This window comes from Nocardia sp. NPDC005978 (genome assembly GCF_040614455.1).
In the GTDB taxonomy this organism is placed as follows: Bacteria; Actinomycetota; Actinomycetes; order Mycobacteriales; family Mycobacteriaceae; genus Nocardia.
The window spans coordinates 15,186-28,179 of record NZ_JBEXUS010000049.1 but is presented as its reverse complement, the minus strand read 5'-3'; the positions used below and the strand labels follow the sequence as shown (position 1 = coordinate 28,179).

The window sequence follows — 12,994 nt, the reverse complement described above, 5'->3', positions numbered from 1 at the left end:
CAGTAGGGTCCGGCCATTGGGATACCTGGCCGGAACCTATGGCGTAAGTCACTGCAACCTGTTCTAATTTGGGAATGGCAGAGGCGCATACCGTACTGGGCGAACAGGTCCGGATGCCGGTGCAGATTCGGCAGGCCGACGCCAGCTCGGCGCTGTTCCTGGTCGATCTCGACGCCGCCCGCGACCTGGTCGCCGGCACCGGACTGGAACCGCTCGCCACGCTCGGGCGGGCGATCCTGTCGCTGGCCTTCGTGCGCTACGTCGACGGCGATCTCGGCCCGTACCACGAATTCGCCTTCTCGCTCATGACGCGGCAGCCCGGGCGCAAGGACAGCACCGGGGCCTACATCCACTGGCTCCCGGTGAATCAGTCCTTCACCTGCGAAGCGGGACAGTCGATCTGGGGCTTCCCCAAGCTCATGGCCGACATCGACATCACCCCCGTGCGCGGCGGCCACCGCTGCGAGGTGCGGGTCGACGGGCAGTTCGTGATCGGCCTGCGCGTGGCCGACGGCCTGCCCATGCCCGGCGGCGCGGGCGGCTCGTCCATCGACGCCTACACCTCGCGCAACGGCGTGCTGCGGCGCACGCCCTGGCTGATGAATCCCGGTGCGGTGCGCGGACGGCCGGGCGGCGCGCGGGTCGAACTCGGCGATCATCCGATCGCCGCGCAGCTGCGGGCGCTCGGGCTGCCCAAGCCCGCGCTGTTCGCCAGCCGAATCGGCACTCTGCGCATGACTTTCGAGGACGCCGCGACGGTACTGCAGACCCGGGAGAACCGATGACACAGACAGCCCTCGTCACCGGTGCGGCCAGCGGCATGGGCCGCATCGTCGCCCAGCGCCTGGCCGCCGCCGGCCATCGGGTCGCCGCCCTCGACATCGACCCCGAGGGCCTGCGGGTCACCGCGGACCGCTCGCCCAACACCCACACCTACCTCTGCGACGTCTCGGACCCCGAACAGGTGCGTGCCGTGGTGGACAAGGTGCGCGGCGAACTCGGCACGATCGACCGGCTCGTGCACGCCGCCGGCATGGCGCACGTGCACGCCTCGGCACTGAATCACGATGTGGCGCAGATCAAGAAGATGATCGACGTCAACTACATCGGCACCGTGAACCTGTGCCAGGCCGTCATCCCCGCCATGAAGCAGGCCGGGACCGGCACCGTGGTGCTGTTCGCCTCGGTCGCGGGCTGGCTGCCCTCGCCGGGCATGGCGGGCTACTCGGCGTCCAAGTTCGCGGTCATCGGCTTCATCGAGAGCCTGTCCTACGAACTGCGGGACAGCGGGGTGCGCCTGCTCGGACTGTGCCCGCCGGTCGTGGAGACCGCGTTCCTGGACAAGGTGCGCGCGGAGAACGAATCGGTGCTGGGCGGTGCGAGCGGCATGAGCCCCGAGGCCGTCGTCGACGCGCTGGAGCGGGCGCTGGCCAAACCCGCCAATCCGCTGTTCGTCTTCCCCGGTCAGGCCTACCCCACCTATCTCGTGCGGCGCTTCGCGCCCGGCTTCCTGCGCCGGGTCGTGGCTCGCATGGTCAAGCCGACGGAGTAATTCGTCGTGCGGGACACCGGCTCGTGCTCCGACCGGTGAACCGCGAACGGCGCTGGGTGATCGGGGCTCTGCGATCGCCCAGCGCCACTCTCTCGTAGCTATTCTTCGGCTAATATTCGCTGGCCCGCCGCTCGCCCGCGCGGGACGATATCCCTTCTGCACTGCTCGAACACCATTCGAGAGAGGGGACGGATGAGCTCACGCGCGCCTGCGTTGAAACTGGTTTTGCGCTATTACGGGCGAGAATTCAAGAAACGAAAGTTGTTGTCGGCCATAGCTATGCTGGGCCCGGCACTCGGAAACATCTGTCAGAACTACATCGCCGCGCTGCTGGTCGCCGTCCTCGTCGGACGGGTGGCCGCGGGCGGCGACTCCGGCGCGGGCGCACTCGCGCCCTTCGTCATCGGCTTCGCCGCGATATTGCTGATCGCGGAAATACTGTGGCGCATAGGAATTCACTGCCTCAACCGGATCGACGCCTACGGTATCGAGAATCTCTACATCACCGCCATGGACGAACTGCTGGCCAAGGACGCGGCGTTCTTCCACGACAACTTCGCCGGATCGCTCACCAAGCGGGCGCTGAGCTTCGCCACCCGTTTCGAGCAGTTCGTCGACACCATCGCCTTCGAGATCGTGGCCGCCCTGCTGCCGCTGACCTTCGCGGCGGTGGTGCTGTGGCGCTACGACCCGATGCTGGTGGTGGTGCTGATCGGGATGATCGCGCTGACCTGCCTGGTCATCACGCCGCTCATCCGGCGCCGGCAGGAGCTGGTCGACGACCGCGAGGCGGCCATCGCGCTGGTGTCCGGGCACGTCGCCGACAGCCTGGCCAACATGCAGGTGGTGCGAGCCTTCGGGGCCGAACCCCTGGAGGCGGCCGAACACCGGCGGCGGGTCGCGTGGCAGCGGCGCAAGGCCATTCGGTCCTGGGACTACGCGAACCTGCGCATCGACACCGCCATCGTGCCGCTGGTGGTGATCACCAATGTCCTCGGCCTGCTCATCGCGGTGAACATCGGCGGCGGGCACGCGCGCGTCGAAGTGATCATGGTGGCCTTCACCTACTACTGGAACGCGACCGGGCTGATGTTCCGGTTCAACCAGATCTACCGGCGGCTGGAGACCGTGCTCACCGAGGCTGCGCAGTTCACCGAACTGCTTTTGCGGCCGCCGACGGTGGTCGACGTGCCCGATCCGGAACCGCTGCTGCCCAAGGGTTCCGGCGTGCGCTTCGATCGGGTCGACTTCTCGCACGCGGGCAACAAGCCGCTGTTCACCGGACTGGATCTGGACGTCCCCGCCGGGACCAAGCTGGGCTTGGTCGGGCGCTCGGGCGGCGGCAAGACCACGCTCACCCAGCTGCTGCTGCGCATGATGGACGTCGACGGCGGGACGATCAGCATCGGCGGGCAGGACATCTCGCGGCTGCGGCAGCAGGAGCTGCGCAGCCAGATCGCCTACGTGCCACAGGATCCGGCCATGTTCCACCGCACGTTGCGGGAGAACATCCGCTTCGCCCGGCCCGGGGCCAGCGATGCGGAGATCCTGCGCGCCGCCGAGGCCGCGCACGTCACCGAATTCGCCGAGTCGCTACCGCAGGGCATGGAGACCCTGCTCGGCGAGCGCGGGGTGAAACTCTCCGGCGGGCAACGCCAGCGGGTCGCCCTCGCGCGGGCGATCCTGCGGGACGCGCCGATCCTGCTGCTGGACGAGGCCACCAGCGCCCTCGATTCCGAGAGCGAGAAGCTGGTGCAGCAGGCGCTCTGGGAACTGATGGATGGGCGTACGGCGCTGGTGGTCGCGCACAGGTTGAGCACCGTCGCCGGTATGGATCGGCTGGTGGTGCTCGATCACGGGCGAATCGTCGAGTCCGGCACCCACGATGACCTGCTGCACGCGGAAGGGATGTACGCGCAGCTGTGGAGTCATCAATCGGGTGGCTTCCTCGGCGAGGAACTCATCGCCCGCTAGGCGCACCTCCTGCAGGGTGGAGGTGCGCCCGGTGGGTCGGGGCCGCCGGGGGAGAGAAGGGAAATCCCCGGCGGTCCCGTTCATTCGGGGATCGCCCCAAAGTTCTTACTGGCCGGTGAAGTTGGGCTTGCGCTTCTCGGCGAACGCGCGCGGGCCCTCCTTGGCGTCCTGGCTGCGGAAGACCGGCAGGCCGACCTTGGCGTCGATCTTGAACGCCTCGTCCTCGTGCAGGCCCTCGGTGTCGCGAATGACCTTGAGGATCGCCTGCACGGCGAGCGGGCCGTTGTTGTTGATCAGCTCGGCGATCTCCAGGGCCTTGTCCAGCGCGGTGCCGTCCGGCACCACGTGGCCGATGAGGCCGAAGCCGAGCGCCTCCGCGGCGGTGATGTGCCGGCCGGTCAGCAGCAGCTCCGCGGCCACGGTGTACGGAATCTGGCGCGGCAGGCGCACGGCCGAGCCGCCCATCGGGAACAGGCTCCACTTCGCCTCTGAGACACCGAACTTGGCGCTCTCACCGGCGATGCGGATGTCGGTGCCCTGCAGGATCTCGGTGCCGCCGGCGATGGCCGGGCCCTCGACCGCCGCGATCAGCGGCTTGCTCAGGCGGTAACCCTTGAGCAGACCGGGCATGCGGGTCGGATCGAACACGCTGCCGCTCGCCATGCCCGCGCTCGGGTCGTTCTTGGCCATGTTCTTCAGGTCCGCGCCCGCGCAGAACGAGCCGCCCGCACCGGTCAGGACGCACGAGCGAATCGTGGGATCGCTGTCCACGCGCTCCCACGCCTCGGTCATGATCGCGAGCATCTCGCCGGTGAGCGCATTGCGAGAGTTCGGGCGGTTCATGGTGACGATGAGCGTCGCCCCGCGCTGCTCCACGAGGGCATGGGGCTCGGTATTGCTACTTGTTTCAGTCGTGGCTGTCGTCATCGCCGACCTTTCTTTCCGCGTGTTCGGGGACGAAAGTACCCCGCGCCGTTGTCCTGAACAATAACGTGTTCTAGTTTGGATCATGGGTGACCGCCGTCACGGGCGGCAAGTTATGGAGAGAACGCCATGAGCACAACGAGCACGCAGCGCGGCTCCCGGGCCAAGCTGCCCCCACGCGTCACGGAATCCCTGGTCAACCGGCTCACCGCCATGGTTACCGCGGGCAAGGCGGGCGATGCCCGCGATCCGTACGACATGATCGAGGTCTACACCGGAGACGTTGTCGGGCAGCTGCCGCAGTCCTCGCCCGAGGACGTGCTCCTCGCCGTCGAGACCGCCCGCGCCGCGCAGGCCGAATGGGCCCGCCGCCCGCTCGAGCAGCGACTCGAAGTGTTCGAACGCGCTCACGAACTCATCCTCTCCGAGATCGAGACCATCGCCGATCTGATTCAGATCGGCTGCGGTAAGGCTCGTCGCATGGCGATCGAAGAAGCCTGCGACACCCCGATGGTCATCGCGCACTACCTCAAGACCGCGAAGAAGACCCTGCGCTCCCGCAAGCGCAGCGGACCCATGCCGGTCATCACCAGCTCCACCGAGGAGCACCGGCCCAAGGGCGTCGTCGCGGTCATCGCACCGTGGAACTTCCCCTTCGCCATCTCCATGTCCGACTCCGCGCCCGCGCTCATGGCGGGCAACGGGCTCGTGCTCAAGCCGGACAACAAGACCGCGCTGTGCACCCTGTTCGGCATCGAACTGCTGCACAAGGCCGGGCTGCCGCGCGGGCTGGTCCAGGTCGTGTGCGGCGGCGGGCCCGACGTCGGCCCGACGATCATCGACAACGTCGACTTCGTCATGTTCACCGGCTCCACCAACACCGGGCGCACCATCGGCGCGCAGGCCGGGCAGAACCTCATCGGCTGTTCGCTCGAACTCGGCGGCAAGAACCCGATGCTGGTGCTGGACGACGTGAACCTCGACGAGTGCATCCCCAGCGCCACCTTCGCGGTGTTCGGCAACACCGGGCAGGCGTGCATGCACATCGAGCGAATCTATGTGCAGGAGAAGGTGTACGACGAGTTCCTGCGCCGATTCGTCGCCGCGGCCGACGAACTGGGCGCCAAGGCCGGCGCCACCTACGACTTCGACCCCGAGATCGGCTCGCTGGTCTCGGTCGAGCACATGGAGCGGGTCTCCGCGCACGTCGAGGAAGCCCGGGAGAAGGGCGCGACCATCGTCACCGGCGGCAAGCCCCGGCCCGACATCGGCCCCGCGTTCTACGAGCCGACCGTGCTCACCGACGTCACCCCCGACATGTCCCTGGCCACCCTCGAGACCTTCGGGCCCGTGGTGTCGATCTACAAGTTCGGCACCGACGAGGAGGGCATCCGCCTGGCCAACGACACCGCGTACGGACTCAACGCCAGCGTGTGGGCGGGGGATCTGGAACGGGCCGGGCGCATCGCCGCCAAGATCGACTCCGGGGCGATCAACATCAACGATGGCTTCGTGACCACCTACGCGGCCAAGGGCACGCCCTCGGGCGGGGTCAAGGCGTCCGGCGTCGGCACCCGGCACGGGGCGGCGGGGATCCTGAAGTACACCGACACGATCAACATCGGCGTGCAGAAGAAGCAGATCCTGGCCGCGCGCGCGGGGATGCCGTACGAGAAGCAGCTCAAGAGCACGCTCATGACGCTGCGGCTGATGAAGCGTCTGCATCTGGGCTGAGTGCCCTGTCATCTGGGCCGAGTGCCTCGTCGCGACAGCGACCCCGCAGCCGGAATCGTCTGCGGGGTCGCTTGTTTCGGGCCCTGTCACGTCCGGAACGGTCTAATTCACTCGCGCGTTGCGAGGCAGGCCGGATAGTGTGAGGCGAGCATGGGGTAGCTCAGTGGTAGAGCTCTCACAGACAGTGTGAAGGCGCGGGTTCGATTCCCGTCCCCATGGCTCAGAATCTTTGCCGTACAGGCTACTTCGGCTGTGTTCCGGATGCCGTTCAAGGGCGCTGCGCGGTCGCAGTCAACTGCCCCGCGCCGATGATGTGGCCGCTCATCGAGAACGAGGCCGCCGCGGGCGAGGTTGAGGCCGGGGTGCCCAGTTGTGCGGTATCCAAGGCCAGCACCGTGATTCGGTAGGTGTGCGCCCTGTCGCCCGCGGGCGGGCACGGGCCCAGGTAGCCGGTCGCCCCGGCGTCGTTGGTGCCCTGCACCGCGGCGTCACCCGGCTTGAATTCCGCTGCGCCCGAGGCGATGTCCCAGGTCATCCAGTGCCAGAAGCCGCTGCCGGTCGGGGCGTCGGCGTCGAACATGGTGATCGCGAAGCTCTTCGCGGCTGCGGGCGCGCCGGACCAGCGGATGGTGGGGACCTTGTTCGCGGCGGTGCAGCCGAAGGCGGCGGCGAAATTGTCCGGGCCGAAGGTGTTGTCCGCGCCGATGTCCGGGCTCGTGACGGTGAAGCGCGCGGCGCCGGAGGGGATGACCTCGCGGACCGTGACGCCGGTTTCGGGGGCCGGAGCCGGGGCGGGAGCCGCGTCGGATCCGCAGGCCGCCGTCGCCAGTGCGGCGGAGGCGACCACGGCCGCGGACATGATTCGTGCGATGTTCTTCACGGCGATCCTCCGGGATGTCGGTGTTTCATTTGCTGGGATCAGCGTCTCGTATTCCGGGATAGCCAGGAAGGCTGTGCGCATCCTGGTATCGGGGATGCCACCTTCGCGGGGCAGAACTGTGCGGGTGCGGGGGAGGAGATGCCGGCGGCGGGCAGTCCCCGGTGCGGCGGCGTCGGCGCCGGGCCATCCGGTCCGGCGGCCGGTCCGAGGTGGTCGCGGGCGATCGGCCAGTATGGGGTGGTGGAGAGAGTGGATTCGGGCGCCGAACTCGGCGCGTTCCTGCGGGCGATGCGCGAACGACTGTCTCCCGCCGACGCGGGCCTCCCCGTCACCGGCCGCCGCCGCACCCCCGGCCTGCGCCGCCAGGAGGTCGCCGAACTGGCTGCGGTGAGCATCGACTGGTACATCCGCCTGGAACAGGGCCGCGCGGTCACCCCCGGCGCGGCGGTCCTGGACGCGGTGGCCGCGGCCCTGCGCCTGTCCGAGGCGGAGCGAGCCCACCTGCACCTGATCGCCCGCGGCGCCCAGCCGCCCCCGCGCCCCGCCTCCGCCGCCCTGAGCCCGTCCGTCCAGGCGATCCTCGACGGCATGCCCCTGCTCCCGGCCTACGCCATGGACTATCGTTGCGACGTCCTGGCCCGAAATGCCGCCGCCGCGGCCCTTTTCGGCGATTCCTTCGCCCCCGGCGTCAACACGGCCCACCTCCTGTTCCTGGACCCCGCCACCCGAACCGCTCAACTCGACTGGGATCGCGTGGCCCGCGAAACGGTCGGCAACCTCCGCCTGCACCAGGCCCGCCACCCCGACGACCCGCGCCTACACGAGGTAATCGACGAACTCCGCACGACCAGTAGAGATTTCGCCACCTGGTGGAACGACCACGCGGTCCAGGACCGCTCCCACGGCACGAAACGCATCCACCACCCCACCGAAGGCACCCTGACCGTCACCTACGACACCCTCCTGATCCCCGGCACGTCCGACACCCGCCTCTACGTCCTGACCCCCGCCACCCCCGCCACCGCCCACGCCCTGGCAACCCTCCTCACCGCCCACGCCCACCGCCACGGCACAACCCGCCTCCACCCCGCCGCCGTCTGAGTTCTACCTCCGGCACCGGAATTCGGTGGCCCGCCTCCACGCCCCCGACACTCCACTGGCAGAAGCGCTCACCTGGAGGCTGCATCACCGAACACGGCGCGGGATGAAGACCGAGGAAGCCACTGCTGCTCGAATAACCCGTATCGAGCGCCACATCGGATGACCTACCGAGGTATCGCCGATGGCTTCAGGGGCGCTGTCGGTCGCGTCACCCGCTCGCTTCAACGGCTGCGGCGATGAGCTTCAACAGTTCCCTGGACACCCCGCTCGTGGCTGCAACGGTGTCGGCAGAGGCGAAAGTATGGGCCACACCGCAGAAATCGGTCACCGTGGCCCCCGCCTCGCGGGCGATGAGCACTCCCGCGCCGGTGTCCCAGGGCTTGTTCGAATTGATGACACAGGCGTCCGTCCGCCCCTCGGCAACCCACGCGAGGTCCAGCGCCGCCGACCCGAACATGCGCACGCGCTCGACCGATGCGGCCAGCGCGGCCGTCAGCGCGATCCGACGCACGTTCTTCTCGGTCGCTGCGGCGCCCGTCGCGTAATCGCCCAGAGACACAATGGCATCGCGCAATGCCGTTGTAGTGCTCGCCCGAATGGGGAGACCGTTGCAATACGCGCCGCCGCCCGCGGTGGCGTAGTACTCCAGCCCGAGGAACGGTGCGGATACGACTCCGATCGTCGGTGTTCCACGCTGGGCGAGGGCGAGCGAGACGGCTGAAAGGGGCAGCCCATGAATGAAATTCGACGTTCCATCGATCGGATCCAAGATCCATACGGCGTCGGCAGTCTCCGGGTCCGCGTCCGGTCCGCCGACTTCTTCGCCCAGGAACTCGATGCCGGGTGTTGCCGTGGCGAGAAAGTCCCGCAGTGCATTCTGGATCCGGCGATCGACCGCCGTGACGAAGTCCCGGTCGCTCTTCTGCTCGATCTGTTCCGGCGTGGAACCCGCCAACAATCCGGCCCCGAGGGCCACCGCCCTGCGGGCGATATCGAGCAACTCGCCCGGTTCCGCGCTCATTCGCCGACGACATCCTTCCCACTCACCCACATGGACTCGAAGACCTGGGCGAAGGTATCGAAAATACCCGGCTGATCGCCTCGTCGAGCGACGAAGGTCGGGGACTCGACGCCTCGTGCGCTCGGCAGGTACGGCTGCGTGATGCATGTCCTACGGTCGATGACGGTGATATTGAACCGGATGGGCTGGTCGTAGGTGCGGAGCAGAATCTCGCCGCTCTCGCGTTCGCGCACCTTATTCCGCGCTCGGATCAGGCCCCGAATATTGATCTCGGTCAAGCTCGACAGGACGCCGGGATCGTGGCCCTCCTCCTGCTCTCGGGCAGTGATGTGCAGTCCGTGCGGTTCGAGGAACAAACATCGAATCGTGGTGCCCGACGCGACCAGCTCGGCCAGATCCCGGTCCGAATACTGCTGGCAGAGCGTATTGAGCGACAGGCCCGCCATGTCGATGGTTTGCGCATTCTGGAAGAGCTCACGCGGAGGCATGGCCTGGATGAACTCGGCGCGCGTCGCGAATACTGCTTCGACGTCGGCGAATTGGTGTCGTGGCGAGGATTCGGGCCACAGATGTTCTTCCGACTCTCGCAGCAGAGCGGCCAGCCGAAACCGATGCTTCGGATACGGAACACGCTGCTGGGTGATCCAGCGTTCGACCGTCTTGGCGTCCACCCCCAGCGATTCCGCGACCGACTGTGCGGTGTGGCCGTTGCGAAGCAGCGCGCTGCGGAGTCGTTCGTTCGCCATGCTCCACCACCTTCGAAAGGGGGCATCCAGGGACGATTCTAGACGTCTCCAGACGTCCGGAGAGGGCGAACGCGGGGGTGATGGCGTCCCCCTCCGGTCGGCGAATCTGCTGGTGTCCAGGAAAGTCGAACAGGGAGACGTTATGACGACTCGGCGACTCGAATCGGGTACGGGCGCATCGCCGGCGTCGGCCGTGTCAGATCGTGAATTGCTGCCGACGGATACGGCCGTCCCCGAACAACTCTCACGATTCGTGAGCTTTCCGGCCGGCGTGCTGGAGCTTGGCGCCGCCCAAGGCGGCGATGGTTCGGGTATCTACGCGGCGACCGGTGTTCCCGATGCTGCTGCCGGGCAATGGAGCAGGAGCGAAACCCGCTTCCGGCCGACAGCCCTGGGTTATCTGCGCGTGGACGTTTCCGGGATCGGTCAACTCTGGGACGAGGCCTGCATCCGCAGGCTGGCGACCCGCCTCGGCTACGACTTCGCGGCACTGGTGATCTACGACCCGAACTCCGGCCGCCCACCGCTGTCCAGGGTGAAAGCGCAGGCCACACGCCTCGCCGCCGAGGCGGTGATCGTTCCCGGCCCGGCCCACTTCCCAGGGGCACGGATTCCGTTGGCGCTGCTGGACCGGCTCGACGTCATAACCTGCACGCCGGAGGAAACCCATTCTCGCCGCCCGTCGTTGCTCCCCGACCAGCCACGCTTTCGGCGGCGGCCTTGATCGCGGACGAAGCGAACATGGCAGTACGCGCCGGGCTACCCCAGCCGCCGCCGGGGTCTGTTCAGCGTCACGCTTCTACTGCCGCGCCGGCCGCCATGCCCTCGCGGTAGCTCGGGTAGGTGGGGGTCCAGGCCAGGGCGATCCGGGACTTCGTGTTGTCGGCGCGGAGGGTCGTGTCGAGCATCAGGGGGCCGAAGTAGGGGACCATCCGGCGGAGCCAGGGAGCGGGGATCCGGACCGGGTGGGCGGCGGGGCGGGCCGCGGCCGCCACCTCCAGCCAGGTGGCGGGGGTGTCGTCGACGACGTTGTAGGCGTGGCCGGGGGAGCCGTGCTCGAGGGCGGCGACGGTGGCCGCCGCGGCGTCGTGCACGTGGATCCAGGAGACAGTGCCGCCGCCGCGCCAGGGGACCAGGGTGGGGCGACTGCCGGGGGCCGGGTCGAACCAGGTGCCGGGACCGTAGAAGAGGCCGTAGCGCAGGGCAATCCCGGCCGCGTGGGGAGCGGTGAAGGTCTGGTGTTCGGTGGAGCGCAGCCCTTCGATGACGGGGTCCGCGGCGTTGCCGTGCGCGATCGCGAACTCGTCCTGCTCGGTCAGGATGCGGTCGCCGTGATCGGTGTAACCGTAGCCCAGCGCCATCGACTGGGTCAGAAACCGTTGCGCGCCAACGACTTCGGCTGCCGCCAGCAGGTTCGCGGTGCCGACCGTGCGCAGCAGGGTGCTCGGATCGTTCGCGTCCAGGATGCGCTTGGGCTTGGTGAGCGCGGTGAGCTCGTGGATGACCGCGTCCGCCCGCACCCCGGCCAGGGCTCGCAACAACCCGTCCCGGTCCATGGCGTCGGCCCGCACCGCTCGCGCACCCAGAACCGCTGCGGCACCGGCGGTCTGCTCACTGCGCGCCAGCGCCAGCACTTCGTGCCCACCCGCCACCAGCGCCCGGGTCAACGGCCGCCCGATCGCACCGGTAGCTCCCGCCAGCAGAACTCTCATGCCGCACATCCTCGGATCGCCGTGTCGATGACGGAAACTAGACGTCCGGGCAGGCCGGAACGTGACGGCCCGCGCCTGTGATCCGGGTCTCGTGATCGCGCCGGTGGAGTCCCCGGACAAGCAGAAAGGCCCTGACCAATGGTCAGGGCCTTTCTTGTGTCTCAACCAACACGTCGGGGTGACAGGATTTGAACCTGCGACCTCTTCGTCCCGAACGAAGCGCGCTACCAAGCTGCGCCACACCCCGTGAGGCGAACCTGCAGTAGCTTAACCGATGGGTGGGGTTGATGGTAAATCGGGTGTTCAGGGGGCTAAAACAGGCGGAGGGTGGCGAGTAGGCGGCGGGCGAAGTCGCGGGTTACCGAGCGGTCCACGCCGGTGTCGGCGCCGATCGCCAGGACCAGGGCGCCGGCGCTGCCGCCGGAGACCGCGAAAGTGTGCACGGCGAAGGTCTTGGCGCAGCTCGCGTCGGCGGCGGTGAACGTCCCGGTCGTCTCGAGGTAGACCCCGTGCAGCGCGTGCGAGGACGAATCGAACGGCTCGGCCGTGCCGGGAACGATGGAAGTGTTTGTCGTCCAGCCGATCCGGGCCATCCGGGTGGCGATGTCGGCGGCCGCCGCGGCGGTGTCCGCGATCTTCGTCTGGGTCAGGAACATCTGGGTGCGGACGTTGTCGGTGCAGTAGCCGACCCCCTCGTAGGCCAGCCCGGCGACCGGCACCGAATCGGTGGCCGAATTCATACTCGAGTGGCTCGTGTCCACGGTCCAGTCCTTCGGCACATCCCAGGCCGCCCGCAGATCGTTCGGCACCACCGTCTGGTACCCGGCGATGACCGGGGCGGGCGTGGTGCTCGTCGCCGTCGTGGTGCCGGCCGAGGTGCTCGTGGTCGTCGTGCCCAGCCCCTGCTGCCCGCCCGAATCGCGAGTGACGACCACGACGGCGGTCACCGCGACCAGCGCCACCACGAGCGCCCCGAGCCCGGCGAAGAGCCACACGTGCGCGGTGCCGGGGGTCCGCCCGGACCCGTAGGGCGGCTGCGGATTCCGATACGGCGGCACCGAATTCGGCCCGGTGGCATACGGTCCCGTGCCGACGCGCGCGCCGGTGGTGTACCCCGGAGGCGGCCCCGCGTGCGAATGCGGCCCCGTACGAACAGGATTGGGCCGACCCGGGGTGACGGGATCGGGCTTCCCCGCCGCGATGGAATTGGGCGGCCCCGCCACACCGGGACTCGGCCGCCCCGCCGTATACGTCCGCGGCGGCCCGGTATCCGGCGGCGGCACGAACGGCTGCTGCGTGGTCGGCTCGGCCCGGCGCGCAGGCCCCGGACCCGGCCCGGGCGGACCCGGC

The 12,994-nt window shown here is 68.5% G+C and carries 12 protein-coding genes and 2 tRNA genes; 7 read left to right on the top strand and 7 right to left on the bottom strand.

The genetic code is table 11. The features are described from left to right. Positions 1–74: 74 nt before the first annotated feature. The 3 genes from ABZ319_RS22350 to ABZ319_RS22340 all read left to right on the top strand — a co-directional run bounded on the left by ABZ319_RS22350 (position 75) and on the right by ABZ319_RS22340 (position 3,526). Positions 75–785 carry an acetoacetate decarboxylase family protein gene (locus tag ABZ319_RS22350; protein ID WP_354988391.1) on the top strand — a complete coding sequence of 237 codons (711 nt, stop codon included), beginning with the start codon at positions 75–77 and terminating at the stop codon, positions 783–785. Continuing rightward, positions 782–1,552 (top strand): SDR family oxidoreductase, encoded by a 771-nt coding sequence (locus ABZ319_RS22345; RefSeq protein ID WP_354988390.1) that lies wholly within the window; start codon positions 782–784, stop codon positions 1,550–1,552. The genes ABZ319_RS22350 and ABZ319_RS22345 overlap by 4 nt, the downstream gene beginning before the upstream one ends. Before the next feature lie 264 nt (positions 1,553–1,816). Then, positions 1,817–3,526, top strand: a complete 1,710-nt coding sequence (locus ABZ319_RS22340; protein ID WP_354988389.1) for an ABC transporter ATP-binding protein — start codon at positions 1,817–1,819, stop codon at positions 3,524–3,526. Positions 3,527–3,631: 105 nt separating this feature from the next. Here the strand turns inward: ABZ319_RS22340 and ABZ319_RS22335 are convergent, their stop codons facing one another. Further along, positions 3,632–4,453, bottom strand: coding sequence for a crotonase/enoyl-CoA hydratase family protein (locus tag ABZ319_RS22335; protein ID WP_354988388.1), 822 nt, complete (start codon positions 4,451–4,453; stop codon positions 3,632–3,634). A gap of 126 nt (positions 4,454–4,579) precedes the next feature. Here ABZ319_RS22335 and ABZ319_RS22330 point away from each other — a divergent pair, with 126 nt between their 5' ends. Together ABZ319_RS22330 and ABZ319_RS22325 are read left to right on the top strand one after the other, a co-directional pair. Beyond that, complete coding sequence (locus ABZ319_RS22330; protein ID WP_354988387.1) at positions 4,580–6,184, top strand: succinic semialdehyde dehydrogenase; 1,605 nt, start codon at positions 4,580–4,582, stop codon at positions 6,182–6,184. Positions 6,185–6,333: 149 nt separating this feature from the next. Further along, positions 6,334–6,403, top strand: a tRNA-Val gene (locus ABZ319_RS22325). 49 nt (positions 6,404–6,452) lie between these two features. Here ABZ319_RS22325 and ABZ319_RS22320 read toward each other — a convergent pair. Next, entirely contained in the window at positions 6,453–7,064 is a 612-nt protein-coding gene (locus ABZ319_RS22320) for a YbhB/YbcL family Raf kinase inhibitor-like protein (RefSeq protein ID WP_354988386.1), read from the bottom strand. A 240-nt stretch (positions 7,065–7,304) separates the two neighbouring features. Here ABZ319_RS22320 and ABZ319_RS22315 point away from each other — a divergent pair, with 240 nt between their 5' ends. Further along, complete coding sequence (locus tag ABZ319_RS22315) at positions 7,305–8,165, top strand: helix-turn-helix transcriptional regulator (RefSeq protein WP_354988385.1); 861 nt, start codon at positions 7,305–7,307, stop codon at positions 8,163–8,165. Positions 8,166–8,373: 208 nt separating this feature from the next. Here ABZ319_RS22315 and ABZ319_RS22310 read toward each other — a convergent pair whose 3' ends face one another. After that, on the bottom strand, positions 8,374–9,186 hold the full coding sequence (locus ABZ319_RS22310; RefSeq protein ID WP_354988384.1) for an inositol monophosphatase family protein: 813 nt from the start codon (positions 9,184–9,186) through the stop codon (positions 8,374–8,376). Continuing rightward, a complete protein-coding gene (locus tag ABZ319_RS22305) occupies positions 9,183–9,857 on the bottom strand; it encodes a DUF5919 domain-containing protein (protein WP_354988383.1) in 675 nt (224 codons plus the stop codon). Before ABZ319_RS22305 ends, ABZ319_RS22310 begins: the two co-directional genes overlap by 4 nt. A 217-nt stretch (positions 9,858–10,074) precedes the next feature. On the opposite strand from ABZ319_RS22305, the gene ABZ319_RS22300 reads away from it, so the two are divergent. Beyond that, on the top strand, positions 10,075–10,656 hold the full coding sequence (locus tag ABZ319_RS22300) for a hypothetical protein (RefSeq protein ID WP_354988382.1): 582 nt from the start codon (positions 10,075–10,077) through the stop codon (positions 10,654–10,656). Positions 10,657–10,723: 67 nt separating this feature from the next. On the opposite strand, the gene ABZ319_RS22295 is transcribed toward ABZ319_RS22300, so the two are convergent. The 3 genes from ABZ319_RS22295 to ABZ319_RS22285 form a co-directional block, all read right to left on the bottom strand. Continuing rightward, positions 10,724–11,644, bottom strand: coding sequence for an NAD(P)-dependent oxidoreductase (locus tag ABZ319_RS22295; RefSeq protein WP_354988381.1), 921 nt, complete (start codon positions 11,642–11,644; stop codon positions 10,724–10,726). 173 nt (positions 11,645–11,817) lie between these two features. Beyond that, a tRNA-Pro gene (locus tag ABZ319_RS22290) sits at positions 11,818–11,891 on the bottom strand. 64 nt (positions 11,892–11,955) lie between these two features. After that, on the bottom strand, positions 11,956–12,702 hold the full coding sequence (locus tag ABZ319_RS22285) for a hypothetical protein (RefSeq protein ID WP_354988380.1): 747 nt from the start codon (positions 12,700–12,702) through the stop codon (positions 11,956–11,958). Positions 12,703–12,994: the final 292 nt, after the last annotated feature.